21 protein-coding genes, 5 tRNA genes and 1 riboswitch are annotated in these 25,576 nt (G+C 73.2%); of the genes, 11 read left to right on the top strand and 15 right to left on the bottom strand.

Annotation, left to right across the window (positions count from 1 at the left end; translation table 11 throughout):
- Positions 1-212 precede the first annotated feature (212 nt).
- Positions 213-2,279 carry an asparagine synthase-related protein gene (locus QSK45_RS37595; RefSeq protein ID WP_285563450.1) on the bottom strand — a complete coding sequence of 689 codons (2,067 nt, stop codon included), beginning with the start codon at positions 2,277-2,279 and terminating at the stop codon, positions 213-215.
- A gap of 710 nt (positions 2,280-2,989) precedes the next feature.
- On the opposite strand from QSK45_RS37595, the gene QSK45_RS37590 reads away from it, so the two are divergent.
- The 4 genes from QSK45_RS37590 (at position 2,990) to QSK45_RS37575 (ending at position 7,989) form a co-directional block, all read left to right on the top strand.
- On the top strand, positions 2,990-4,414 hold the full coding sequence (locus QSK45_RS37590; protein ID WP_285563449.1) for an NsdA family TPR-like regulatory protein: 1,425 nt from the start codon (positions 2,990-2,992) through the stop codon (positions 4,412-4,414).
- Positions 4,415-4,499: 85 nt separating this feature from the next.
- Entirely contained in the window at positions 4,500-5,747 is a 1,248-nt protein-coding gene (gene lhgO, locus QSK45_RS37585) for an L-2-hydroxyglutarate oxidase (protein WP_285563448.1), read from the top strand.
- A 13-nt stretch (positions 5,748-5,760) separates the two neighbouring features.
- On the top strand, positions 5,761-6,573 hold the full coding sequence (gene trmB, locus QSK45_RS37580) for a tRNA (guanosine(46)-N7)-methyltransferase TrmB (protein ID WP_395483266.1): 813 nt from the start codon (positions 5,761-5,763) through the stop codon (positions 6,571-6,573).
- 42 nt (positions 6,574-6,615) lie between these two features.
- Positions 6,616-7,989, top strand: coding sequence for a PrsW family intramembrane metalloprotease (locus tag QSK45_RS37575; RefSeq protein ID WP_285563447.1), 1,374 nt, complete (start codon positions 6,616-6,618; stop codon positions 7,987-7,989).
- Between the two features lie 21 nt (positions 7,990-8,010).
- Here QSK45_RS37575 and QSK45_RS37570 read toward each other — a convergent pair whose 3' ends face one another.
- The 5 genes from QSK45_RS37570 to lspA all read right to left on the bottom strand — a co-directional run bounded on the left by QSK45_RS37570 (position 8,011) and on the right by lspA (position 12,445).
- The gene (locus QSK45_RS37570; RefSeq protein ID WP_285563446.1) at positions 8,011-8,955 is read right to left on the bottom strand and encodes an aldo/keto reductase; all 945 of its coding nucleotides are present in this window, start codon (positions 8,953-8,955) and stop codon (positions 8,011-8,013) included.
- A 65-nt stretch (positions 8,956-9,020) separates the two neighbouring features.
- Positions 9,021-10,076, bottom strand: a complete 1,056-nt coding sequence (locus tag QSK45_RS37565; RefSeq protein WP_285563445.1) for a M23 family metallopeptidase — start codon at positions 10,074-10,076, stop codon at positions 9,021-9,023.
- Between the two features lie 9 nt (positions 10,077-10,085).
- A riboswitch (cyclic di-AMP (ydaO/yuaA leader) is annotated at positions 10,086-10,252 on the bottom strand.
- A 314-nt stretch (positions 10,253-10,566) separates the two neighbouring features.
- Positions 10,567-10,640, bottom strand: a tRNA-Met gene (locus tag QSK45_RS37560).
- Positions 10,641-10,706: 66 nt separating this feature from the next.
- On the bottom strand, positions 10,707-11,864 hold the full coding sequence (locus QSK45_RS37555) for a dihydrofolate reductase family protein (protein WP_285563444.1): 1,158 nt from the start codon (positions 11,862-11,864) through the stop codon (positions 10,707-10,709).
- 50 nt (positions 11,865-11,914) lie between these two features.
- Positions 11,915-12,445 (bottom strand): signal peptidase II, encoded by a 531-nt coding sequence (gene lspA / locus QSK45_RS37550; RefSeq protein WP_285563443.1) that lies wholly within the window; start codon positions 12,443-12,445, stop codon positions 11,915-11,917.
- A 193-nt stretch (positions 12,446-12,638) separates the two neighbouring features.
- Here lspA and QSK45_RS37545 point away from each other — a divergent pair, with 193 nt between their 5' ends.
- Positions 12,639-12,812, top strand: a complete 174-nt coding sequence (locus QSK45_RS37545) for a hypothetical protein (protein ID WP_285563442.1) — start codon at positions 12,639-12,641, stop codon at positions 12,810-12,812.
- Positions 12,813-12,849: 37 nt separating this feature from the next.
- Positions 12,850-13,479 carry a DUF2637 domain-containing protein gene (locus QSK45_RS37540; protein ID WP_285563441.1) on the top strand — a complete coding sequence of 210 codons (630 nt, stop codon included), beginning with the start codon at positions 12,850-12,852 and terminating at the stop codon, positions 13,477-13,479.
- Positions 13,480-13,594: 115 nt separating this feature from the next.
- Here the strand turns inward: QSK45_RS37540 and QSK45_RS37535 are convergent, their stop codons facing one another.
- From QSK45_RS37535 to QSK45_RS37500, 8 genes are all read right to left on the bottom strand, one after another.
- Positions 13,595-14,326, bottom strand: coding sequence for a leucine-rich repeat domain-containing protein (locus QSK45_RS37535; protein WP_285563440.1), 732 nt, complete (start codon positions 14,324-14,326; stop codon positions 13,595-13,597).
- On the bottom strand, positions 14,323-14,859 hold the full coding sequence (locus QSK45_RS37530; RefSeq protein ID WP_285563439.1) for an NADPH-dependent FMN reductase: 537 nt from the start codon (positions 14,857-14,859) through the stop codon (positions 14,323-14,325). The genes QSK45_RS37535 and QSK45_RS37530 overlap by 4 nt, the downstream gene beginning before the upstream one ends.
- A 65-nt stretch (positions 14,860-14,924) precedes the next feature.
- Positions 14,925-14,997: transfer RNA gene (locus QSK45_RS37525), tRNA-Lys, on the bottom strand.
- Positions 14,998-15,141: 144 nt separating this feature from the next.
- On the bottom strand, positions 15,142-16,659 hold the full coding sequence (locus QSK45_RS37520) for an amino acid permease (protein ID WP_285563438.1): 1,518 nt from the start codon (positions 16,657-16,659) through the stop codon (positions 15,142-15,144).
- Positions 16,660-16,707: 48 nt separating this feature from the next.
- Positions 16,708-19,479: an FG-GAP repeat domain-containing protein gene (locus QSK45_RS37515; RefSeq protein ID WP_285563437.1), complete on the bottom strand. Its 2,772-nt coding sequence runs from the start codon at positions 19,477-19,479 to the stop codon at positions 16,708-16,710.
- 163 nt (positions 19,480-19,642) lie between these two features.
- Entirely contained in the window at positions 19,643-21,778 is a 2,136-nt protein-coding gene (locus QSK45_RS37510; RefSeq protein WP_285563436.1) for a DEAD/DEAH box helicase, read from the bottom strand.
- Positions 21,779-22,007: 229 nt separating this feature from the next.
- Positions 22,008-22,526, bottom strand: coding sequence for a hypothetical protein (locus tag QSK45_RS37505; protein WP_285563435.1), 519 nt, complete (start codon positions 22,524-22,526; stop codon positions 22,008-22,010).
- 134 nt (positions 22,527-22,660) lie between these two features.
- Positions 22,661-23,008 (bottom strand): metallopeptidase family protein, encoded by a 348-nt coding sequence (locus QSK45_RS37500; RefSeq protein WP_285563434.1) that lies wholly within the window; start codon positions 23,006-23,008, stop codon positions 22,661-22,663.
- A gap of 97 nt (positions 23,009-23,105) precedes the next feature.
- Here QSK45_RS37500 and QSK45_RS37495 point away from each other — a divergent pair, with 97 nt between their 5' ends.
- The 5 genes from QSK45_RS37495 to QSK45_RS37475 all read left to right on the top strand — a co-directional run bounded on the left by QSK45_RS37495 (position 23,106) and on the right by QSK45_RS37475 (position 25,448).
- A complete protein-coding gene (locus QSK45_RS37495; protein WP_285563433.1) occupies positions 23,106-24,689 on the top strand; it encodes a metallophosphoesterase family protein in 1,584 nt (527 codons plus the stop codon).
- Positions 24,690-24,769: 80 nt separating this feature from the next.
- Positions 24,770-24,842, top strand: a tRNA-Glu gene (locus QSK45_RS37490).
- A gap of 39 nt (positions 24,843-24,881) precedes the next feature.
- Positions 24,882-24,956, top strand: a tRNA-Asp gene (locus tag QSK45_RS37485).
- Between the two features lie 24 nt (positions 24,957-24,980).
- Positions 24,981-25,054, top strand: a tRNA-Phe gene (locus tag QSK45_RS37480).
- Positions 25,055-25,130: 76 nt separating this feature from the next.
- Entirely contained in the window at positions 25,131-25,448 is a 318-nt protein-coding gene (locus QSK45_RS37475) for a hypothetical protein (protein WP_285563432.1), read from the top strand.
- On the opposite strand, the gene QSK45_RS37470 is transcribed toward QSK45_RS37475, so the two are convergent.
- Positions 25,445-25,576 (bottom strand): integrase core domain-containing protein (locus tag QSK45_RS37470; protein ID WP_285563457.1); only part of this gene is annotated, 132 nt, incomplete at its 5' end. The genes QSK45_RS37475 and QSK45_RS37470 overlap by 4 nt on opposite strands.

Raw genomic sequence — 25,576 nt, 5'->3', positions numbered from 1 at the left:
CCCGCGTCGGCGGGGAGCCTCTCCCGAGGGGCTACCCCCCGGCGCCCGCCCGCCGGGCCCCGCCGGCACGACCGCCCGCGACCGGCACAGCGATACCGCACCGCCGACCCCGCACCAGCCCCCACGGACACGACAACCACCCGACCCGCCTCGACGGACCCGCGATCACCACACCACCACGCACCCCCGCCCCTGACACACCCACCGAACCCTCACGCCCCGGAAGCCAACGCGTCCCTTCGCGGCTGGACCCCCGCCGGCACCGCCCGCGACCGCGCCGGCGTCCCCGTCCAGCACGTGCCCCGGCGGGAGAGCAGCCGGTGGAGCCACAGTTCGAGGGAGACGAGATCCGCGAGGCCGTCCACCGCCGCACCGCCGGAGGCCGCCGCGCGGAGCGCCTTGCGGACCACCCGCGCCTCCACCAGCCCCGCGTCCGCCAGCAGCGGGCTGGCGAAGAGGTCGAGCAGCGGGTCCGCGGACAGGCGCAGGCCCGCCCGGGTGGCCGCCGCGGAGGACGCGTGGGACGGCGTGCCCCAGCCGGGGGGCAGGTCGGTGATGCCGGTGCCTTCCAGGACCGTGCGCAGGATCGCCGCCCGCGCACCGGGCCGCACCCGCAGCGCCTCCGGCAGTTCGCGGCACGCCCGGACCACCTGGTTGTCGAGGAAGGGCGCGTGCAGCCGCTGCGACCGGACCTCCGCGGACTGCTCCAGAACGCGCAGGTCCGCCGCGTACCGGGCGAGCGCCGCCCGCGCCCGATGGTCACCGGGCCGCTGCACCCCCGTACCCGCCCGATCCGCCTCACCCCCGAGCAGAACCGATACTTCAGCCAGTGCCTCCCCCGTCAGCCACCGGGCGGCCGGCCCCGGCGCCGCCCAGGTCAGCGCGGCGAGGGACGCCCCCACCGCCCCCTTCGGCTCCTCGAACCGGCGCCGCATCAGCCGCTCGGCGAGCGCCTCGACGCCCGCCCGGTACGGCGTGCGGGCCAGCCGCCGGGCCGCGCCGTACACCCGCGCCGGGACCAGCACCGAGCCGTCCACCCGCGCGAGCGCGGCGACGGGCCGGACCAGGTGACGTCGCCTGCGGTCCATCAGGAGGTCGGCGAGCCGGGCGGGGTGCGCGTCGAGGACCTGCCGCGCGCCGTGCCCGGTGAAGTGGTCCGCGCTGCCCGCGGCCAGCCGCGCCCGGTGGCGCCCCGCCGTGACCAGCGAGGGTCCGGGCTCGTCGGTGAGGGGGCCGTCGAGGTCGGCGTAGGGCAGGGTCTCCTCGCCGCCGGTCACCACCACGTGGTGCAGCCGGGGGTCGGCCGCGAGCGCGCCCGCGCGCTGCACCTCCGCCTCGCGGCCGCCGACGGCGAGGTCGTTGAAGGTGACGGCCAGCAGGCGCTCGCCCGCGCCGTGTCCGAGCAGGGTGCCGGGACGGCCGGGCAGCCCCGCGGCGAGCAGCGCGAGCGTGGCGGAGGCCGGGCCGCCGGACAGGTCCGCGCCGATCCCCGGCACCGGCATCCCGCGCCGGGCGCGCCGCTCGGCGGGACCCATCCCGGGTACGGGGCCCGGATCGAGGTCCGGCACGTGCCGCGGCGCCGACAGCCGGGTGCGCACCGCCTCCACCAGGGCGTCGCGCACCGCGTCCACCGCGCGGTCGGGGTCGGCCGGGGCCGCGGACACGGCGAGCGAGGAGACGGGGTCGTACCCGGCGATCTCGCGCGCCCCCGCGCGCAGCACCAGCGCGTGCCCCGGCGGAATGCGCCGCACCCCTTCGTACGGGGTGGTGTCGCGCAGCGCGGCCGGGACGTCCGGGGCGGCGAGCAGGGCGGCCAGGTGGCCGAAGTCCAGGTTGGCCTCGATGAGGTCGGCCAGCGGCAGCGCGGCCGTGGCGTACGCCGTACCGCCCGCCCACGGGGTGTGGAACACCGGGCGGGCGCCCGCGAGATCGCCGCAGACGGTGACGCGGCGGCCGACCTGGACGACGGCGGTGTAGCTGCCGGGCCAGCCCGTCAGATGGCGCAGCGCGCCCCCGCGCGCGGTGAACAGACCGCGCCGCAGCTCCTCGTCGGAGGCGCCGCAGATGCCGAGGACCGCGATCCGGTTCTGCTCGTCGGCCTTGACCACGCGCACCTCGTCCGGACGCCAGTCGCCGACGGCCCACAGCGGATCGGGGTCGCCCCACAGGAGCTGGGAGCCGACCGGGTGCAGGGTCTCGCCGTCGTAGCCCGGCGAGCCGGCGGAGCCGGGCCCGGCCGCGCCCGCGGCGGCGCTGCTCCACCCCACCAACCACCGCATCGTGCCTCCACAGCCCGTGGACAACCAGTGCACCGATCGAACCGGTCCCCATGCTGCCACGAAGAACGCGTGGGAGAGGTGTGGTGACACCGCCCGTGACGGCGGGAGTAAAACGAGGTTGACGGCCGGACGGCGACCGCGTTCCGGGGCGCGTACGGGTGCCCACCAGGCAGGGCGCGACGCGAATGCGCCCCCGATGCGCTCCCCAAAACGCCCTTCACGCCCCTAAGTTGCGTGGTCGGAGCAGAAATCTCCCACCTCGCTGCGGGACGATTTTCAGCCAAATACCGAACGGGGCGCGAGAGACGAGCACGCTCCGTAGGGGCTCGCGGCCCGCGCGGCGCTCCGGGCGTACGCACGGTCCGGGAGGCGGTCTCCGCCTCCCGGACCGGTCCGCCACCCGCGGGGATGAAGGTGGCGGTGTCCCCCAGCCCACTGGATCCAGTACAGCGGGCCGACCCACGCAAGACCAGGAAACCGTCCGCGAGTTGGCCGGAGAAGAGCGCACGGCCGGGCGCACGGCCACACGCCCGGGGGCACGCGAGGGCCCGTCCGTGCACGGTGCGTACTGGTCCGCACTCCCGTGCGGACCACAATCCCGCCATCCGGAACAATGCCCCTTAACGCTTGGGATGCGGCGAACTACGCTGGGTTTACGAATGCCGCGCGGTTATGCCCGCGCGGCGGCCGTCTGTGTCGAGGGGTGGCGCATGTCCAGGGAGCAACGCGGGCCGAACGAAAAGCTCGGCGCCGTTCTCGCCCTCGCGGGAATCAGCAACGCAGGACTCGCGCGTCGCGTCAACGACCTTGGCGCCCAACGCGGGTTGACACTTCGCTACGACAAGACGTCCGTGGCGCGCTGGGTGTCGAAGGGCATGGTGCCGCAGGGCGCCGCGCCGCACCTCATCGCGGCCGCCATCGGACAGAAGCTCGGCCGCCCGGTGCCGCTCCACGAGATCGGCCTGGCGGACGCGGACCCCGCTCCCGAGGTGGGCCTCGCCTTCCCGCGGGACGTGGCGCAGGCGGTGCGGTCGGCGACCGAGCTGTACCGGCTCGACCTCGCCGGGCGCCGGGCCGGTTCCGGGGGGATCTGGCAGTCGCTCGCGGGATCGTTCGCGGTGAGCGCGTACGCCACGCCCGCCTCACGCTGGCTGATAACCCCCGCCGACAGTTCGGTCGCGCGGGAGGACGGCTCCGCCGAGGGCTCCGGCGCACCGGTCAGAGTCGGCCACAGCGATGTCCGCAAGCTGCGGGAGGCCGCCGAGGACGCCAGGCGCTGGGACTCCAAATACGGAGGCGGCGACTGGCGTTCGTCGATGGTGCCGGAATGTCTGCGCGTCGAGGCGGCGCCGCTGCTGCTCGGCGGCTACTCCGACGAGGTCGGCCGCGCGCTCTTCGGCGCCTCCGCCGAACTCACCCGGCTCGCCGGCTGGATGGCCTTCGACACCGGCCAGCAGGAGGCGGCGCAGCGGTACTACATCCAGGCGCTGCGGCTCGCGCGCGCCGCGGCCGACGTGCCGCTCGGCGGGTACGTCCTCGCCTCCATGTCGCTCCAGGCGACGTACCGGGGGTTCGGGGACGAGGGGGTCGACCTCGCGCAGGCCGCGCTGGAGCGCAACCGCGGGCTGGCGACGGCCCGCACGATGAGCTTCTTCCGGCTGGTCGAGGCCCGCGCCCACGCGCGCGCCGGGGACGCGCAGGCGGCGGGCGCGGCGCTGAAGGCGGCGGAGAGCTGGCTGGAGCGCTCGCGCGAGGGGGACAACGATCCCTCGTGGCTCGGCTTCTACGGGTACGACCGGTTCGCGGCCGACGCGGCGGAGTGCTACCGGGACCTGAAGCTGCCGCGGCAGGTGCGGCGGTTCACCGAGCAGGCGCTGTCCAAGCCGACGGAGGAGTTCGTGCGGTCGCACGGCTTGCGGCTGGTCGTCTCCGCGGTGGCCGAGCTGGAGTCGGGCAACCTCGACGCGGCGTGCGAGCAGGGGGTGCGGGCGGTCGAGGTGGCCGGGCGGATCTCCTCGGCGCGGACGACGGAGTACGTGCGGGACCTGCTGCACCGCCTGGAGGCGTACGGGGACGAGCCGAGGGTGGTGGAGCTGCGGGAGCGGGCCCGGCCCCTTCTGATGGCTCCGGCGTAGCGCCGCGCGCCGGCACCTGTGCGGTACTGATCACCCCGGCGTTTGAAGGCACTGTCAGTGGCGCAGTGCACTATCGACGTGGGAGGTGGTGCAGGTGCCGGTCGGGGCGTACGACTGTGATGTGCTCGTGGTCGGAGGCGGGATCGTCGGGCTGTCGACGGCGTACGCGGTCGGCAGGGCGGCGCCGGGGACCCGGGTGACCGTGCTGGAGAAGGAGCCGGGCCCGGCCCGGCACCAGACGGGGCGCAACAGCGGGGTCATCCACAGCGGGATCTACTACCGGCCGGGCTCCCTCAAGGCGCGGTACGCGGTGCGGGGCGCCGCCGAGATGGTGAAGTTCTGCGCCGAGTACGGCGTCGAGCACGCCGTCACCGGCAAGCTGATCGTCGCCACCGAGCGCGAGGAGCTGCCCCGGCTGCACGCCCTGGTCCAGCGCGGCCGGGAGAACGGGATACCGGTGCGCGAGCTGGGCCCCGCCCAGATCACCGAGTACGAACCCGAGGTGCGCGGACTGGCCGCGATACACGTCGGCACCACGGGCGTGTGCGACTTCACCGGCGTCGCCCGGCAGCTCGCCCTGGCCTCGGGCGCCGAGATCCGCTACGGCGCCCGGGTCGTCCGGGTGGACCGGCGGCCCGAGCGGGGCGTGGCCGTGCGCACCTCGGCCGGGGACGTCGTCCGCGCGCGGGTGCTGGTGAACTGCGCCGGGCTGCACTGCGACGAGCTGGCCCGGCTGACCGGGGACGAGCCCGGGGTCCGGATCGTGCCGTTCCGCGGCGAGTACTACGAGCTGGCGCGGCCCGAGCTGGTGCACGGGCTGGTCTACCCGGTGCCGGACCCGGCGTTCCCGTTCCTCGGCGTGCATCTGACCCGGGGCGTCGACGGCGGCGTGCACATCGGCCCCAACGCGGTGCCGGCGCTGGCCCGGGAGGGGTACGGCTGGCATGTCGTACGGCCCCGGGAGCTGGCCGGGACCGTGGCCTGGCCGGGATCGTGGGCGATGGCCCGGCGGCACTGGCGGTACGGCGCGGGTGAGCTGCACCGCTCGCTGTCCAGGGGGGCCTTCCTGACGGCGGTGCGCAGGCTGCTGCCCGCGGTGGAGGCCGAGGACCTGGTGCGGGCGCCGGCCGGGGTGCGGGCGCAGGCCGTGCTGCGGGACGGGACCCTGGTGGACGACTTCCTGATCAAGGAGGGCCCATGCGCGGTACACGTACTGAACGCCCCGTCCCCGGCGGCCACCGCGTCCCTGCCGATCGGCCGGGAGGTCGCGCGCCGGGCGCTGGGGATGCTGGCGGCGGCCGGCGGCGAGGGCCTGTCCGCGACGCGCCCGTAGACTCGTTCGTACTGTGTCTGATGCGCTGAACACCCCCGAAACCCTGTCCGAGCCGGCCCCGCGGGGCCCCGGCGCCGCCCTGCCGCGCACCCGGGCCAAGGGCGAGCCGCGGTTCCCGGACGGCCCGCGGGCCGATCCCGCCGGGTCGCACTTCGAGCGGCGGATCCGCAGCTTCCAGCCGCGCCGCAGCCGGGTCACCCCCGGGCAGGCCGAAGCGCTGCAGCGGCTGTGGCCCACGTGGGGCCTCGACATCGACGGGCAGCGGGTGATCGACCTCGCCGAGCTGTTCGGCAACGACCGTCCCGTGGTCCTGGAGATCGGCTTCGGCATGGGCGAGGCCACCGCGCGGATGGCCGCCGCGGACCCTGGCACCAACGTGCTCGCGGTGGACGTGCACACCCCCGGCCAGGGCAATCTGCTGGGCCTCGCGGACCGCGGCGGCCTGGACAACGTCCGGGTGGGCAACGGGGACGCGATCATCCTGCTGCGCGAGATGCTCCGCCCCGACGCGCTCGACGGGCTGCGGGTCTACTTCCCGGACCCCTGGCCCAAGAAGCGGCACCACAAGCGGCGGCTGATCCAGCCCGAGTTCCTCACGCTCGCCGCGACCCGGCTGAAGTCCGGCGCGCTGGTGCACTGCGCGACCGACTGGGAGCCGTACGCGGAGCAGATGCTCGAAGTGCTCACCGCCCACCCCGACTTCGAGAACACGCGGGCCGACGGCGGTTTCGCGCCCCGGCCCGGGTTCCGGCCGCTGACCCGTTTCGAGGGGCAGGGGCTGGACAAGGGCCATGTCGTGAACGATCTGCTCTTCCGTCGTCGCTGAAGCGCTCCAGCCCCTCGCCCCGCCACCGTTAGGGTCGATGCCGTGGCCACCAGTCCTGTGTACCCGATGTACCCCCCGAACTCCGGTGAGGGCGTCCTGCGCCACCCGCACTGGTGGCAGTTGCGGTGGGTGCGGTACGGCGCGCTGATCACGCTGCTGGCCCTGTCCGGCCTCGTCATCCTGGCGCTGGTGCGCAGGGAGACCGGCACCGAGGGGTTCCTGGTGGGCCTCGGCCTGGCGGTGCTGCCGGTGCCCTGGCTGATCACCGCGTTCCGCTGGCTGGACCGGGTGGCGCCCTTCCCCTGGCGCAACCTGGTGTTCGCGTTCTGCTGGGGCGCGTTCGCGGCGGCGCTGATAGCCATCGTCGCCAACAGCTTCGCGACCAGGTGGATAGCCACCTCGACCGCGGACCCGGCGAGCGCCGACACCCTCGGCGCCACCGTGATAGCGCCGATCGTCGAGGAGTCCGCCAAGGCCGCCGCCGTCCTGCTCGTCTTCCTCTTCCGCAGGCGCGACTTCACCGGGATCGTGGACGGGATGGTGATAGCCGGGATCACCGCCACCGGGTTCGCGTTCACCGAGAACATCCTCTATCTCGGCACGGCCTTCGGGACCGACCGGCTCACCGGCGGCCACGGCGTCGTCTCCGTCACCGCCGCCACCTTCTTCGTGCGCATCGTGATGTCCCCGTTCGCGCACCCCTTGTTCACCACCTGCACCGGCATCGGCTTCGGCCTCGGCGCGCTGTACGGGGCACGCGGGCGCGCCCGGCGGGTGCTGATCCCGCTCGGCGGGCTGCTGCTCGCGATGTGCATGCACGCCCTGTGGAACGGCTCCGCCACCTTCGGCCAGTACGGCTTCCTCGCCGTCTACGGCACCTTCATGCTGCCCGCGTTCGGGCTGCTGACCTGGCTCGCGATCTGGACCCGGCAGCGGGAGCTGCGCACGGTGCGCGAGGAACTGCCGGCCTATGTGCTGGCCGGCTGGCTGGGCCCGGCCGAGCCCTTCGCGCTGGGCTCGATGCGCGCGCGCCGCATGGCCCGCGACTACGCCCGCCACCACGCCGGCCGCCCCACGGCACGGTCGGTCGCCCGGTACGAGTCGTGCGCCACCGCCCTCGCGCTGCTGCGGCAGCGGGGCCGCCGCGGCCGGGCGGGCGCCGACTTCGTCGTACGCGAGCGGGAACTGCTGAACGAACTGTGGCAGCGCCGTGAGGCCGCCCGCCCCGCCCTGGAGTACGCGGCCCGCACGGCCGCGCCCGCGCCCGCCCGTACGGCGTGGGCGCCCGCGCCGTACGGGCACGCGTACGTCACCGGGCCGGGGTACGGGCACGGGTACGGGTACGCGCGGGGTCCGGGACACGGGTACGGCTACCCGGCGGCGCCGTACCCGTCGTACAACCCGTACCGCGGGTGACTCAGCGGCAGCGGAGGTGCCTCATGCCGACGCGTCCGTCAGCTTCCTCAGCTCGTCGTCCGTCAGCTTCAGGTCGCCGACGGCCAGCAGCGGCGGGAGCTGTTCCAGGGTGCGGGCCGAGGCGATCGGGGCGGTGACGGTCGGCTGGGCGGCCAGCCAGGCGAGGGCGACGGTGGCCTGCGGGGCGTCGTGCGCGGCGGCGATCTCGTCGAGGGCGGCGAGGACCTTCCGGCCGCGCTCGGTCTCCGCGTACTGCGCGGCACGGCCGGCGCGGGCGCTGTCCACCTCGGCGCCGGGCCGGTACTTGCCGGTCAGGAAGCCCGAGGCGAGGGCGAAGTACGGCACCGCGGACAGGCCCTCGCGGGCGACGAGGTCCTGGAGCGCGCCCTCGTAGGTGTCGCGGGAGACCAGGTTGTAGTGCGGCTGGAGCGCCACGTAGCGGGCCAGGTTCTCGCGGCTGGAGAAGTCCAGGGACTCCTGGAGCCGCTCGGCGCTGATGTTGGACGCGGCGATCTGCCGGACCTTGCCGGCCCTCACCAGCTCGTCCAGCGCTCCGATGATCTCCTCGACCGGCACCTCGGGCTGGTCGAAGTGGGTGTAGTAGAGGTCGATGTAGTCGGTGCCCAGGCGGGCGAGGGACGCGTCGGCGGCGGCCTTGATGTTGGCCGCGGACAGGCCCTGGTACCGCGGGTGCTGGCTGACCTTGGTGGCGATGACGACGTCGGAGCGGTTGCCGCGGGCCTTGACCCACTTGCCGAGGACGGTCTCGGACTCGCCGCCCTGGTGACCCTCCACCCAGGCGCTGTAGGCGTCGGCGGTGTCGACGAAGTTGCCGCCCGCGGCCGTGTACGCGTCCAGGACGGCGAAGGAGGCCCGCTCGTCGGCGGTCCAGCCGAAGACGTTGCCGCCCAGGCAGAGCGGGGAGACCTGGAGGTCGGAAGAGCCCAGTGGGCGCAGAGAAGTCATGCTCCACATCAACACCGGCGGTGGATGATCGCATTCCACCGCCGGTGCCCGGATCGGGGCCCCGGTCAGGGGTTGAGGCCCTTGTCGCGCAGCCAGGGCGCCGGGTCGACGGCGGTGGCCTGCCCGTTCGGGTGGACCTCCAGGTGCAGGTGCGGCCCGGTGACGTTGCCGGTGGCGCCGACGCGGCCGATGACCTCGCCGGTGGTGACCTTCTGGCCGACGGAGACGTTGATCGACGACTGGTGGCAGAACCACAGCTCGGTGCCGTCGTCCAGGGTGAGGACGGTGCGGTAGCCGTAGGCGCCGGCCCAGCCGGCCTGGGTGATGGTGCCGCCGTGGACGGCCTTGATCAGGGTGCCGGTGGGGGCGGCGAAGTCGAGGCCGGTGTGGTACCCGGAGGACCACATGGCGCCGGGCTGCCCGAAGGTGCCGGTGATCGTGTACGAGACCACCGGCAGCGTGTACTGCCTGGCCAGCTCGGCCAGCCGCGCGGCCTCGGCGGCCTTCTCGGCGTCGGCCTGTGCCTTCTCCTTGGCGGCCGCGGCCTTGGCGGCGGCCTCCTTCTCCGCCCGCGCGGCCGCGTCGTCGCTCTGCCGCTGGGCGGCGGCGACCATCGCGGCGGTGGCCCTGCTGTCGGCCTGGCCCTGCTGCTGCTCGGCCTGGGCCATGATCCGGTTGCGCAGGGCCTCGCCGGCGTCGGTGCTCTTCCCGCCCTCGGTGGTCTGCCCGAGGTCGGTGAGCGCGGTCGCGGTCCTGGCCTTGGGCGCGTCGGCGGAGTCGTCGCCGAAGAAGTGCTCGACGGAGGACAGGTGGGGCACCGAGACGTTCGGCATGTCCGGCATCGACAGGGAGACCGGTGGCTTGCCGGTGTTGGCACTCGCGATGCCGCCCGCGCCGACCGCGGCGATCACACCGACGCCGAGGACGGTGGAGCTGCGGGCGAAGCCGCCGCGCTGCTTGGCGACGCGGTGCCGGCCGCGGACCGGCGCGACGGACTCCTCGGTGGGGTTCCACTCCTCCCAGGGGCCTTCGTCGTCGGGGCCGGGGCCGTAGCCGAACGACTCGGGTTCGCGCTGAGCGGGCACGAACGGGGCTTCTGGGGCAGGCCGGTTGGACGCCACGGGGGCGTGCTCCTTTCCTTCCTCCGCCTACCGGGTTAGCTGACGGGTTCGGAGCAGGAAGGTCTCCTACGCGCGTATACCGCTCGTGGACTCGCTGAGTTCACGACGGTGTCCGCGTGATTCACCCCAAGGTGGTGGTTCCCCGGTTCCCTTACGGGATTCGGCGCGTGCGCACGGAGCCGCCTCGGGTGACGGCTGGGACGACCGCGCTGCGTTATCGAACGTTAATAGACCCGGGGGGAAGTTTCCAAGCCGTTCGGCTTGATCATTAACACTCCGACCCGCGGACTTACCGCCCAGGAAGCCGTCAAACCGGGCGAGTTGACCCGGGTTCAGGAGTCATCGGGTTTTTGATGGTGACTCAGATGTTATGCGCTCGGCGGTCGCGCGGTCACCATGGGTGACGCCCCCTCGGGGGTGCACTCCTCAGGGCACCCGGAAAACACTCAGGGCCGGAATCCGTTTCCGGATTCCGGCCCTGAGTGTTCAGTAGCGGGGACAGGATTTGAACCTGCGACCTCTGGGTTATGAGCCCAGCGAGCTACCGAGCTGCTCCACCCCGCGTCGTTGACTCCACTGTACGCCATCACCGGGGTGGAAAGCACATCGGTTGGAAAGCGGGGGTCGCGCTCAGCCCAGCAGATGCCGGTTCGGTGCCTTGGCCGACGCCTCGTACTCGGGCAGGACGACGACCTCGGCGCCCCCGCCCACCAGCACTCCCGTGCCGTCGGCCGCCACGACGAACGTGTCCGGCTCCCGCCAGGCGGTCACCACCCGGCGCACCCCCGCCCGCAGGATCAGCTCGGCGCAGGGCGCGGGCCGGGAGGCGCGGCGGGCGCAGGGCTCCAGGCTGCTGTAGACGGTGGCGCCGGGCAGCCGCGGGTCGGCGGGGTCGGTCCTGGCGAGCGCCGCCTCCTCCGCGTGCACCACGGGGTCCCCGCCCTCGCGGGAGTGGCCCCGGGCCAGCTCGGTGCCGTCGGCGGCGACCACGACCGCGCCGACGCTGAAGGCCGTCTCCGAGGGCGGGCACAGCTCGGCCAGCTCGCAGGCGGTGCGCAGCCAGTGCCGGTCGGCGGCGGTGGGCAGCGGGCCGGTGCCGGGCGCGGTGGGCGCGTAGCGCATCAGCACGACGTCCCCGACCGGCCGGGACTCGATCAGCCGCAGCCGCCCCTCCGGGTAGCGGCCGGGCCCGAACAGCCGCGGGGCCGCCGGGTCGCCCACGATCAGCGGGGCGACCGCCAGGTGCAGCTCGTCCGCGAGGCCCTGCTGGAGGAGCTGGGTGTGGACGGTGCCGCCGCCCTCCACCATGAGCCGCCCGACCCCGCGCACCGCGCGCAGATGCCCGAGCAGGGCGCGCCAGTCGAGCGCCGGGCCGAGCGGGACGACGTCGGCGGTGGCGCCGAGGAGGCGGGCCGCCTTCGCCGCGCCCCGGTCGGTCGTGTAGACGAGTTTCTCCCCGCCGGTGTGCCAGAAGGCGGCCCCGGGGTCGAGGTCACCGGTCGCCGTGACGGTGACCTTCAGCGGGTACTCCGGCCTGCCCTGCGCGCGGCGCTCCGCACGGCGCTCCGCCGAGTTGACCAGCAGGCGGGGGTTGTCGGCGCGCAGGGTGCCGGCGCCGACCAGGAGGGCGTCGGCCGAGGCCCGTACCGCGTCGACCCGGTCGAAGTCGGCCGGACCGGACAGCAGCAGCCGCTCGGGGCCGGTGTCGTCCAGGCAGCCGTCGAGGGAGACGGCGGCGGACAGCAGTACGTACGGGTGGGGCTCGGTGAGGGCTCGCTCGGTGCTCATCGGCTCCAGTGTGCGGCCCCGGCGCCGGCCCGCGTGCTCCCGGGGAGCCCTCAGCCGGTCCGCTCCCGCGGAGCGCGCGCGCCGCCCGGTTCGTGCCCGGCGAGGGACAGGACGACGATCAGGACGCCGCCGCAGGTGATCGCCCAGTCGGCGAGGTTCATGACGCTGAAGCCGCGCACCGAGACGAAGTCGACCACCGCGCCGCGCATCCCGCCCGGCGACCGGAAGAGCCGGTCGGTCAGGTTGCCGACCGCGCCGCCCAGCAGCAGCCCGAGCGCGATCGCCCACGGTGTACTGGTCAGACGGCGCGACACCCGGATGACGACGGCGGCCACCGCGAGCGCGATCAACGTGAAGACGATGGTCGTCGCGCTGCCCATGCCGAAGGCCGCGCCGGGATTGCGCTGCACCCTCAGCTCCAGCCAGGACCCGAGCACCGGCACGGGATCGCGCCCCTCCAGGGACGCGACCACCGCGAGCTTGCTTCCCAGGTCGACGACGTAGGCGACGGCGGCCACCAGCCACAGCACCCACACCCGCCGCCGTGTCCCGAAGGCCCCGCTCGCCTCGCTCCGCGTCACGCCCGCACCCCTCCCCGTTTCCGGCCCAGCGTACGGGCCGCCGGGCGGGGCGTCACCGGGCGAACCGGGCCGACGAAGACGGCATTCGTATTTTCTCCAGGTGCTGTCATAGGACCGCCGAACCCCGCTTTCGAGTTACAGAAGCACCCGAATGCCCCACACCCCCTCCTCCCGAGAGGCTCGTTAGCTGACCGTGGCACGCACTGAGAGACGCACAGCGCTGAATCTCCACTCGCCGGTCACATTCCGGCTGGAAGGCAAGGAAGGCGAGGTGTTCACCGACGGCTGTTCAGATCTTCTCGACGACTTTCTGAGGAGAATCCGCCAGCTGGAGAGTGAGTACCTGCGGGCGATGGTGAGGCTCTAGGACTCGGCCGATGGACAGGATTCACGATGAAGACGCTTTGTGTGACCACGGGTTCAGCACGCTGGAGATGCAGTGGGACCCGGTCGAAGAGCTGGCCCAGATGCTGTCCGGCGCGTCCGCCGCGAATCCCGACCCGGCCGCCCCGCCGGGCGCCAGGTCCAGCCACCGGAGGAACCGCCGGCGCATCCGCACCGACCCCGGATCACTGCGCGACAACCAGCGCGGCGCGCCCGTCACGCTGCTGATCGCCACCATCTCGGTGTGCGCGCTGTGCATGCTGGGCTGGTCCTTCTCCTATTCCTACGCCCAACTCCGCGCCACCGCCTCCTCCGTGCTTCCGATGCGCCTCGCGCAGTGGTGGCCGTTGACGGTGTACGGACCCTGGCTCGTGGCCGCGCTGTCCATTCTCCGGGCGACGGTCCAGAGCCGAAGTGCCAGGAGATCGTGGGGTGTTCTGCTGGGTGCCTCCACCTTGGCGGTCGCGCTGTGCGTCTGTCACGCGGCGCATTCCCCGCTTTCCCTGATCATCTTCGGAATCCCGCCGATCACCGCGCTGGTGTGCTTCTGGGAGATCGTCGGCCAGGTCTCCTCCAAGGTGAGCCGGCCCCGGCACGCCGCGCACAGCCGCCGCCACCCCAAGGCGCAGGGGCCGTACGACGTCCGGTGAGTGCGCCGGCGACAGGGCCTGCCGGTGACCGCGCCCGCCGGGGCATCGGCGGGCGCGGTCACCGGCAGGCCCTGTCCCGCACGGTCATGCCCGGCCCGTGCCCTGTCATGCCCCGTCACAGCAGGACGACGCACCCCCGCCGCTCCAACGCGGCCACCGGCGACGACTCTCGCGGGCAGTCGTTCCACCGCAGGTCCAGCTTCTCCAGCGACGGCAGCTCCGCGATCCAGTCGGGCAGCCGGGTGAGCCGGTTGCTCCGCACGTCCAGCTGCCTCAGCAGGGGCAGGCCGGCGAGCGCTTCCGGCAGCTCGGCCAGGGCGTTCTCCCGCAGATCGAGGTGGCGCAGCTCCCGGAGCGCGGCCACGGACGCGGGCAGGCCCTGAAGCGCGTTGCCCCGGAGCCAGAGTTCGCGGAGCCCGCGCAGGTCGCCGATGCTGTCGGGCAGCGCGGTCAGCCGGTTGTGCTGCGCCCGGAGTTCGACGAGAGCGGCCATCCGCCCGATGCCCTCGGGCAGAGCCGTGAGGCGGTTCTCCCCGACGTTGAGATACCTCAGCCGCGCCAGGTCCCCGATCTGCTCGGGGATCTCGCCGAGCTCGTTGTCGTGCAGGTAGAGACAACCGTCGAGCCCGGCCAGCTCACCGATCTGCGGGGGCACCGAGGTGAGCCGGTTGTGCCCGAGGTCCAGGGTCCGCAAGCCCCGCAGCCGCCCGATGTCGCCCGGCAGCGCGGTGAGCCCGTTGTCCGCCAGGATGAGCACCTGGAGCCCGGCGCGCTCCCAGACCGACTCGGGCACACGGCCCAGCCGCCGTCGCCAGAGGTCCAGCACGTGCGCGGGGTCGGGCGTCACGCCTGCCCCGCCCCGGCCGCCGCCAGCAGGCCCAGCACGTCACCGATCCGCCGGCGGACCTGCGCGTCGGCCACGATCCCGTCCTCCCCCACGTCCGCCCGCCCCACCGGGACCCGCACACAGGCCGCCTCCACGATGGCCGCCCCGGTGTACCCGAGCACCGTCCGCAACGTGGCCTCCGCGCCCTGCCCCCGCCCCGGCGCCGCCACGTTGACCCAGGCGACCGGCTTGTCGCAGATCTCGGTCCCGCCGACCGTCCAGTCGAGCAGGTTCTTGAACGCGCCCGGCAGGGTCCCGGCGTACTCCGGCGTGCAGATCAGCACCGCGTCCGCCGCCTCGATCGCCGCCCGCGTCTCGGCCACGGCCGCCGGCAGCGGTTCCCGGTCGTCGTCGGGATTGAAGTGCGGAAGCCGCCCGAGCCCGTCGTGGACGACGGCCCGCATCCCCGCCTCCGCCGCCACGACCTGCGCCGTCCGCAGCAGCGCCGCATTGGTGGAGCCGTCCCGCAGGCTCCCGGAAAGCAGCAGGATCATCACCGAACCCCCTCGAAACGGATGAGCCCCCAGCTCGAAGTACCTCTGAGCTGGGGGCGATTCCGTAGGCCCTGTGGGACTCGAACCCACAACCAATGGATTAAAAGTCCACTGCTCTGCCAATTGAGCTAAGGGCCCAGGCGATGTTGCCTCCCCGAGCATAGCCGGACGGAGGCGTCTCGCCGATCGGGTATCGGGGTCGTGGCCGCGTCGTGTGGCAGAAGTGGGACGGGAAGGGGGGTCGGGAAGGGGTCGGGAGGGGGTCGGGAGGGGGTCGGTCGGTCAGAGATCGACCAGTTCGCCGGTGTCCTCGGAGCCTGCCGTCCGGCCCGGGTCGAGGAACCAGTGGCGGGCGGATGCCTGCCACCAGACCGCGGCGAAGCCGAGGACCGCGAGGACGGCGACCGGGGCGTAGTTGAAGGACTTCCAGGTGACCGGGGAGACCTGCGGGAGCATGAAGAGGACCGTGATGACCGCGACCCACGTCACCGAGATCACGCCGACCACCAGCGACCAGCGACCCAGGTGCCAGGGTCCCCGCTCGAACGCGTCGCCCCTCCGCACCCGCAGCAGCGTCGGGATCACGTACGCCACGTACAGGCCGATCACCGCGATCGACGTCACGGCGGCGTAGGCCGTGTAGTTGATCAGGTACGGGAGGCCGAGGGCGAGGGCGGCGAGGGCCGCCAGCCACACCGCCGCCACGGGGGTGCGGGTGCGGGGGCTGACCGTGTGCCAGACGCGGGAGAACGGCAGCGCGCCGTCGCGGGAGAAGGCGTAGATCATGCGGCTGTTGGCGGTCACCGACGCCATCCCGCAGAAGAGCTGGGCGCCGATCACGACGAGGAGGAGGAGCTTGCCGGTGGTGGCGCCGAGCGCGTCCAGGAGGATCTGGGCGGGGGGCGCGCCGGTCGGGGACGCCAGCTCCTTGCCGTACGACTGGATGGCGAAGGTGAAGCCCAGGAGGAGGACGAAGCCGGCTATCCAGGACGTCCAGATCGAGCGGACGATGCCCCTCGGGCCCGCGGTCGACGCGTCGTGGGTCTCCTCGGTCATGTGCGCCGAGGCGTCGTACCCCGTGAAGGTGTACTGGGCCATCAGGAGGCCGAGGAGGACGACGTACGGGCCGCTGCTCCAGCCCGTCTCGTTGACGAACTCGGTGAAGACGAAGGACGCCGACTGGTGGTGGTCGGGGACGAAGGTCAGCGCGCCGACGATCACCAGGACACCGAGCACGTGCCACCACACGCTGACGCTGTTCAGGATGGCGACGATGCGGACGCCGAAGGTGTTGAGGAGGCCGTGCAGCACGAGGATCCCCGCGAAGAGCAGGATCGTGCGGCCGGGGGTGACGGTGAAGCCGAACTGGAGGTCCAGGTAGGCGCCCAGGAAGGACGCGGCCCCGAAGTCGATGCCCGCCGTCACCGCCACCTGGCCGAGCACGTTGAACCAGCCCGTGAACCACGCCCAGGCGGCCGCGCTGCGCGGCGGGGCCAGCCGGTGGGCCCAGAAGTAGAGGCCGGCCGAGGTGGGATAGGCGGAGCAGATCTCGGCCATGGAGAGGCCGACGAAGAGGGTCATCAGGCCCACGGCCACCCAGCCCCAGGTGATCACGGCCGGGCCGCCGGTGATCATGCCGAAGAGGTAGAGGGTGAGGCAGCCGGAGAGGACCGAGATGATCGTGAAGGAGACCGCGTAGTTCGAGAAGGCCGACATACGGCGGGCCAGGACCTGGGTGTAACCGAGTTGGGCCAGCCGTTCCTCGTCGGAGAGCGGCGTGCCTGTCGCCTCATCTGTCATGCCCCCAGCGATTCCCTCGCCGGGGGCGTGACATGCATCACGGCCTGGCTAGAAAAGGCCCTTGTAGCCCTGCCATCCGCTCCCGATCAGCGCGCGCCCGCCGAAGGAACCATTGCCCTTGCCGCCATAGCGGTAAAGGCGTCCCGCGGTGTCCCGTACGACCAGGTCGTTCTTCCCGTCGCCCGTGATGTCGCCGACTCCGACGACCGCGTCGTACGTCGATCCCCAGCCACCGAAGACCTTTACGCGGGCCTTGAGCCGCCCGCCCGCCAGACCGCCGTACCGCCACAGCGTGCCCGCCTTGTCACGGGCCAGCACGTCCCCGATCCCGTCGCCGTCGAGGTCCCCGGCGCCGGTGATCTTCGTGTAGCCGCCCCACGCCGACCCGATCTTCTTCGCGCCGGTCAGCGTGCCGTCACTCCGGGCGGCGAAGAGGTAGAGATCCCCGGTCGACGCTTTCCGCGCCACCAGGTCCGGCCGGCCGTCGCCCGTCAGATCGCCGGGCGAGGTGAGCACGTCGTAGGCGTTCCAGCCGCCGCCGAGCTTCGTGTACGGCATGGCCGGGGTCGGCGCCTTCCCGCACGGCACCCGGTAGCCCCGCAGCGAACCGTCGGTCATCCGCACCAGCACGTCGTCGCAGCGGTCGCCGTCCAGATCGCCGAAGGGCACCGCCGCCACCCTGGTCGACCAGCCGCTCCCGGAGACCTTCCCGGCGAAGCCGCCCGTGCCGTCGCCCTGCTGGAAGGCGAGGGCGCCGGAGGCGTCGAGGGTGAGCAGGTCGGCCAGACCGTCCTGACCGACGTGGTCCCGTCGCACCGGCGCGGCGAGGGTGCCGGCGGGCAGGATGTGGACGCGTTCCGCCGCGTCCACGTACGCCAGCCGGCTGCCGTCCGCTTCGAGCGTCCAGCGGATGCCCCGGTCGGAGGAGACCCGCGAGTCCAGGTTCGGCGTCGCGGGCAGGTCGGCCACGTCCGCGGTGACCGCCTTGCCGGACCGGACGTCGGTGCGGACCAGCTTGCCGCGGGCGGTGTCGTGCCGGATCAGGAAGCCGTCGGCCAGCAGCGCGTCACCGGTCGGCACGTCCACCGAGCGGCCCCGGGAGCGGTCGAACACACCGGCCGTCCCCCACGCGCAGGCCCAGTAGACCCAGCGGCCGACGGCCTGCACCTCGTCGGGCACGCAGTTCGAACCGATGTTGACGTCCACGGCCGGGAGGCTGGTGCCGAGCCGGGTCAGGGTCAGATGGCCGGCGGTGGACGAGGCGGTCCACAGCCGGCCGTCCCGGACGGTGGCGGCCGTCGCCGTGCGCGTCGCGACGACCTTCTCCCGCGTCCAGTCGTAGACGTACTGCGTGGTGCCGTCGGAGTCGGACACGACCGTGTACCGGCCGTCCGCGGCGACCACGTGGGAGTGGGACCCACCGATCCACGCCGTGTCCACCACACCGGACGGCAGGCGGTGGTAGATCACCCCGACGGTGCCTCCCGGAGAGTCGTCGTACACGACGGAGCCGTCCCCGAGGCCGAACAGACGCGTACAGACCAACTGGGTGGAGCACGACGCGCCCGCACTGTCCTGCCGACGCGCCGGGCCGACCTGCGGCGGTGAACCCGCCGAGACCGTACGGGAGTTCCACATGACGTCCGACGGCGACGGCGCGGTCTGGTCGGTGTACGTGAGCGTGCCGCCCGCGAGGGCCACCCCGTCGACGGGGGCCGGCAACGGCGGCAGGTCGACGATCTTCGTGACCGACAGCTCGCCTCCCGCCGACTGCGTCACCCGCTGCACGCCCCAGTCCTGCGGGCCCGAGCCGCCCTCGACGACGGCCGATCCGTCCGGCGCCTGCGTCAGGGAGATCTGTGCCCGGGGCACCAACTGGCGCCAGTCGCCGCCGCTCAGCGGCCTCGTCACCAGCGCGCGGGTGCTGTCGTCGACGGCGACCAGGTGGTCCCCGACGACGGTGAGCGCGATCTTGCCGGCCGTGGCCGACGCCGGGATGTCGACGACCGGTCCCTGCGGGTCGTCACGGCGGACCAGCCGGGCGCCCAGGGTGGGCTTCCACCAGCCGACGTAGTCGTGGGTGAGCAGCGGGAGCCAGGCCAGGTTCGGCTTGTACGGCTCGAGGACCGGACTGACCGTGCCGCCGCGGAGGTCGACGACGGCGAGCTGGACGAGCGAGACGTTCGGGTCGTCCGAGGGCACGCGGTAGTCCAGCAGCAGCGAACGGGCGTCCCGCGGGCCCGGCGTCTGGATCCTCGCGCCCTCGGGGAAGCCGCTCACGACCGTGTCGGACGTGCCGCCCTCCGCCGTGGGCCTGATCACATGCACCGCACGCATGTCGGACCGGCTGCCGCCCTCGTAAGCGACGACCGCCACGCCCGCGACGCCGGCCGAGTGCAGCGTGCTCGGCAGGGTGACCGTCCCCCGGTCCGCGCCCGTGCCGACGTCACGGAACCGGAGGACGTCCGGGTTCCTGCCCAGCGTCTCGAACGCCGTGTCGGAGTCGGCCAGCCCGAGCCCTCCCCGCGTCCCGTCCCAGCGGGAGAATTCGGTGAGGTCCCGCGACCGCCCGGTCGCGTAGTCGGTCCACCGCTGGTGTTCGGCGCCCTCCGGCTGCGACAGCAGCCCGGTGTCGCCGTACCCCTCCAGCCCCGCATAGCGCGGAACGGTCCTGACCCCGGCCGGCAGCACGGTCTCGTCCGCCGTCCCGGCGGCGGACGCCGTCCCGACGGCCCCTGGTGAACTCACGGCCAGCGCGAGAACCGCGGCCAGCGCCGCGCCTCCGAGCAGCCGCCGCCGTACGAACAAGCGGCCCTTCACGGAACCCCCCGGTCCCTCGACCCGTATCTGTGAATGAAATGTGCATGCCCTGAAAGGGCTACGGGAGCGTACCAGTGGGCGGTCCTGCGCCACCCGGGCTTTCGGGAACGCGAAAGGGCCCGTACGAACGTGTCGTACGGGCCCTTCGTCAGCTCACTCGGTGTCAGCCGTTGCGCTTCCAGCGCGGCTTGTCGTCGCGGCGGCCGAAGGAGCCGGTGCCGCGGTGGTCGTCACGACGGCCGAAGGGGCGGTCGTGACCACCGGCGCGGAAGCCCGGACGGTCGTCGCGGCGCTCGCGGTTGAACGGACGGTCGCTGCCCCGGTGGCCACCGCGGTCGTCACGGCGGAAGCCGCCACGGTCGTCACGGCGCTCGAAGGAACGGCCACCGCGGTCGTCACGACGGTCGTCCCGGCGGTCGTCCCGGCGGTCGTCCCGGCGGAAGCCGCCACGGTCGTCACGGCGCTCGAAGGAACGGCCACCGCGGTCGTCACGACGGTCGTCACGGCGGTCGTCGCGACGCTCGAAGGGACGGCCGGCGCGGTCGTCACGGCGGTCACGGTCGAACGGACGACGGTCGTCACGGCGCTCGAAGGAACGGCCACCACGGTCGTCACGACGGTCGTCACGGCGGTCACGGTCGAACGGACGACGGTCGTCACGACGCTCGAAGGAACGGCCACCACGGTCGTCACGGCGCTCGAAGCCACGGCCGGCGCGGTCGTCACGGTCACGGTCGAAGCTCCGCCGCTCCCGGCGCTCGGGCGCCGCCGAGGCCGCCGGACGCTCGTCGCGCTCGGCCGGCTCCTCGGCGACCGCCTGCTCCTCGGCGGCCGCCGCCTGTGCCTCGGCCACCGCCGTCTCCGGGTCCTCGCCGCGCTCGCGGGCGACGCGGGCCACCAGGCGGTCGGCCTCCTCGCGCAGCTCGGTCGCACGGCGCTGTGCGCGCTCCAGCTGCTTGGTCAGCTGGACGACCTCGCGTTCGGCCTGCTGCGCGGCGTTGCCCGCGGACTCCGCCTGCACCTCGGTCATGGACCGGGCGCCGGTGATCTCTGCCACCTCCGGCTCGAAGGCGGCGCCGCCCTGGATGATGTGCCGGCCCGCGTCGACGCCGGCGTCCTCCATCAGGCGGAAGATCTGGCGCCGCTGGTGCGGCAGGGAAAGCGAGACGACGGTGCCGGTACGGCCCGCACGCGCGGTACGGCCCGCACGGTGCAGGTAGTCCTTGTGGTCGCCGGCCGGGTCCACGTTGAGCACCAGGTCGATGCCGTCGACGTGGATACCGCGGGCGGCGACGTCGGTGGCGACGAGGACGTTGACGTACCCGTCCTTGAAGTCGGCCAGGGTGCGGGTGCGCGCGCCCTGGGTCATGCCGCCGTGCAGCGCGTCGGCCTTCACGCCCGCCTCGCGCAGCTGCTCGGCGACGCGGTCGGCGCCCAGCTGGGTGCGGACGAAGATGATCGTGCGGCCCTTGCGCGAGGCGATCGCGGCGGTGACCGGCGCCTTGTCCTTGGGCTTCACGATGAGGATGTGGTGGGACATGGTCGTCACCGCGCCCTGGGCCGCGTCCACCTCGTGGGAGACGGGGTCCTTCAGGTAGCGGTCGACGAGCGTCTGGATCTCGTTCTCCATCGTGGCGGAGAAGAGCATGCGCTGACCGCCCGCCGGAACCTGGTCGAGCAGCTCCGTGACCTCGGGCAGGAAGCCCAGGTCGGACATCTGGTCGGCCTCGTCCAGGACCGCGATCTGGACGTCCTCGAGCGAGCAGGCGCCGCGGTTGATGATGTCGCGCAGCCGGCCCGGGGTGGCGACGAGGATGTCGACGCCGCGCTCCAGGGCGTAGATCTGGTTGCCCATGGAGGTACCGCCGCAGACGACCTTCATCTTCAGGCCGACGACGTCGCCGTACGGCTGGAGGGCGTCCGCGACCTGCATGGCCAGCTCGCGGGTCGGGGTGAGGATGACCGCGCGGGGGCGCTTCTTCTCGGTGCGGCCGCCGGCCAGCTGGGCCAGCGTCGGCAGGCCGAAGGAGAGGGTCTTGCCGGAGCCGGTGCGGCCACGGCCGAGGATGTCCTTGCCGACCAGGGCGTCCGGGATGGTCGCGGCCTGGATCGGGAAGGGGGTCGTCACGCCGTTCTGCGCGAGCTTGCGCACGACGCCCTCGGGCAGGCCGAGGTCGGCGAAGGTGATCTGGGGGGCCTCGGGGGCCTGGGTCTCAGTGGCCTCGGTCGTCTCGTCCACGAGTTCGTTCTCGTTCTCGTTTTCGGGCACGACGATCTGGTCAAAACTGGACACGGACATGCGAATGCGAAACCTTCCGGAGTCTCGTCGGCACGCGCCCGTCAACTCCGTGATTCGCACACGACCGCCTCAATGCGGTCCGCCACGGCAAGGGAGAGTACGCGCCACACGGCGCGCTCTGTGGTGGCGCCGGGCAAATGGGATCAAACGATCTACCACCATACGCACCCTCCACCCCTGAAGGCAAACCGGCGGCCGATCCGGAGGGCTCGAATCCCTGTGCGTCCGGTCACATCGGGACGCCCGCCGCAGGTGCCGGCTCCCGTTGGACCAGTTGGGGGCCGGGGTCCTCGTGCGCCGAGGAGGAGGGTTCGGCCGACGGGGGCTCGGTGTCGGGCGGGGGCGGGGTGGTCGCCGGAGGCGGGGGCGGGGCGGAGGTGGGCCCGGGGGTCGGCCGGTCCCGTGGCGGCGCCGGCGGGGCTCCGGGGCTCTTGCGGGGCCCGGCGGGGTCCGCGGAGGCGCTGTCCGCGCCGGACGCGCCCGAGGGCGACGCCGGGGCCGACTCCCCCGGCTCCCGCTTGCCGCCGTGCTCGTGCCCGGCGTCGCCCTCGGGCGCGATCCGGCCGGGTCCGCCCGCGCCGTCCGCCGCGGGGCCCGCGCCCGCCGCCGCGCCGTCGGCGCCGTGCCGCCGCGCCGCGTGCGAGGGCGGGGTCCGGCTCCCGGGGTCGGCCACGTTCACACAGCCGGCGGCGGCGGTGACGGCCAGTGCCGTGGCGACCAGTCGGACGGGTACGGGCAAGGGGCGCACGGCGGCCACCTCCGGGGGCAAGGAAAGGAGTCGACCTTTCCAACTCCCGTCGCCCGCAGGAGGACACGCGCCGCGTGCGCGGCACGTCACCGCGCGCACGGGTCCGGCCCCGACGACCCGTCACCCGTCACCCGTCACCCGTAGCCGAGAGCGTGCAGCCGGGCGTCGTCGATGCCGAAGTGGTGGGCGATCTCGTGCACCACGGTCACCTCCGTCTCCGCCACGACGTCCTCGCGCGTGTCGCACATCCGCAGCGTCGGCCCCCGGTAGATCGTGATCCGGTCCGGCAGCACCCCGGCGTACCACTCGCCCCGCTCGGTCAGGGGGGTGCCCTCGTACAGGCCGAGCAGGCCGGGGTCGCCGGCGGGCTCGTCCTCCACGAACACCGCCACGTTGTCCATGAGCCGCGTCAGCTCCGGCGGGATCCGGTCGAGCGCCTCGGCGACCAGTTCCTCGAACTCCTCGCGCGTCATCTCCAGCACGTGGCCATTGTCGGGCACGGGAGGGCCGTACGAGAGACGGCCCTCCCCCGCAGGCGAACCCCGCATATCCGCGCCCGCACATGGGCATACGGGACCAATGGTCCGCGTCCCCGTCGCCGTCCCGAACCGTATGCCGAACCGCGTCGCAGCCCTCCTCCGCCGTCCCCGTCCGCGTCCCCGCCCCCGTCCGCTCCCCGACCTGGAGCTCGTCGCCCGGCCGCGACCCTGGCTCGGCGCGGTCGGCCTCGCCGCGATCGTGCTGGTCGGCGCCTGGCTGGGGCTGCTCGTCGTCGGCAGCGTGCGGACGCCGGTCGGGCCGGTGGACACCACGATGGCGCTGCGCCCCTCCCTGTCGGGCGGCACGAAGATCGACGTGCCCCCGCTGGGCGCGCTGAGCCTGGACAGCCATGTGGCGCCGGTCCGCCTGGACGTCGACGTCGATCAGCTGGACCCCCCGCGCGCCCAGGAACTGGTCGACCACCCGGACCGGATCTCCGGCCTCCAGGACGAGGTGGTCCACGATGTGGAGCACGGCACGTTCGACCTCGCCGTGCGCTCCTGCCTCGCCGTGGTCGCCGGCGCGGGCCTCCTCGGGCTCGCCGTCCACCGGCGCCCGCGCCCCGCCCTCACGGCCGGCGGACTGGCCCTCGCGCTGCTGGCCGCCTCGGGCGCGTCGGCGTACGCCACCTGGAACCCGAAGTCGGTGCTGGAGCCGAGGTTCTCCGGGCTGCTGTCCTCCGCACCCTCGGTGATCGGCAACGCACGCAGCATCGTCACCGAATTCGATGTCTACCAGCAGGAGTTGGCGCGTCTGGTGACGAACGTGACCAAGCTGTACGACGTCACGTCCACGCTCCCCGCGTATCAGCCGGACCCCTCCACCATCCGGGTCCTGCACGTGTCGGACATCCACCTGAACCCGGCGAGCTGGAAGATCATCGCCTCGCTGGTGAAGCAGTACCGGGTGAACGTGATCGTGGACTCCGGCGACACCATGGACCACGGCACGGCGGCGGAGAACGGCTTCCTGGACCCGATCGCGGACCTCGGCGTGCCGTACGTCTGGGTGCGGGGCAACCACGACTCCAAGGTCACCCAGCGGTACCTGGGGCACATGAAGAACGTCCGTGTGCTGGACGACGGGCACGCCCGGACGGTGGGCGGGCTGCGCTTCGCGGGCATGGGCGATCCCCAGTTCACCCCCGACCGCGCGGTGGCACCGGGCGGCGACGCGGCCGAGCGGCTGGCGGGCGCCCGGCTGGACAGCGCGCTGCGTTCCCAGCGGGCGGCGGGCACGCCGGTGGACGTCGCGATCGCGCACGAGCCGGCGGCGGCGCGGGAGACGGACGGGGAGGTGCCGCTGGTGCTGTGCGGGCACCTGCACCACGAGGGGGACGAGAGGCTGCCGTACGGGACGCGGCTGCGGATGGAGGGCTCGACCGGGGGCAGCGGGCTGCGCGCGGTGGAGGGGAAGTACCCGGCGCCGATCGAGGCATCGGTGCTCTATTTCGACCGCGACAGCCATCGGCTGCAGGCGTGGGACGCGATCCGGCTGGGCGGCCTGGGGCTGACGACGGCCGAGGTCAGCCGCCATCTGGCGGACGACAACCGGCCCGGCGCCTCGCCCGCGCCGACCGCCCCGTCGCCCTCCGGCGGGGCGACCGCCTCACGCCGCCCGTAAACCGTTTTGGCGATCCCCCTCGCCATCCCATATGCTTCTCACGTCCCCGACGCGCTGAGAAGCGCCCAGGCGGGCCGATAGCCCTCATCGTCTAGCGGCCTAGGACGCCGCCCTTTCAAGGCGGTAGCACGGGTTCGAATCCCGTTGGGGGCACGCAGAACCGTGTGCGACACTGTTGCACACAAACAGCTTGGTCCTGTGGAGCAGTTTGGAGTGCTCGCCACCCTGTCAAGGTGGAGGCCGCGGGTTCAAATCCCGTCAGGACCGCTGAGGTTTCACGTGAAACCTCGTGGCTGGGTAGCTCAGTTGGTACGAGCGATCGCCTGAAAAGCGATAGGTCGCCGGTTCGACCCCGGCCCCAGCCACAACCAGAAGGCCCCGTTCGAGGAACGGGGCCTTCGTCGTTCGTGGCAGCGTCGCAGGGCGGCTACAGGGGGAACGATGAGCGGTACCGAGGTCGAGCTGGAGAAGGACAAGGCGAGGTACGGCCTGCTGGCGGTGATGATCAGCAATGTCGCGATCGTCGCCGTCGCGGTCGTGGGGGTGTGGCAGCTCCGGGGGGACACCTCGGTGATCGTCGGCATCCTCACCGCGGCGTTCACCGCGGTCAGCAGCATGACCACGGCCTATCTGGGCATCAAGGCCGTCTCCAACACGGCGCGGTCCATGTCGCTGGGGACCGTTGCGGCGCATCGGCAGCCCCCCGCGGCCCCCGTCGGCGCCGACGGGGTTCCCGCCCCCGCGGCACCGACCCCCTAGGTGTGCTGTTCGGACAGGTTGGTGACGCGGCTGGCTGGTGGGTGGCCGTCGATGCCGGTGTGGGGTCGGTGGTAGTTGTACCAGTCCAGCCAGTCGGGGAACGCCGCTTGCCGTTCGGTGTCTGAGGT

Origin of the sequence: Streptomyces hygroscopicus subsp. hygroscopicus (genome assembly GCF_030269125.1) — a bacterium.
Classification (GTDB): Bacteria; Actinomycetota; Actinomycetes; order Streptomycetales; family Streptomycetaceae; genus Streptomyces; species Streptomyces hygroscopicus_C.
The sequence above is the reverse complement of the archived record's forward strand: the minus strand, read 5'-3'. Positions and strand labels throughout refer to the sequence as shown.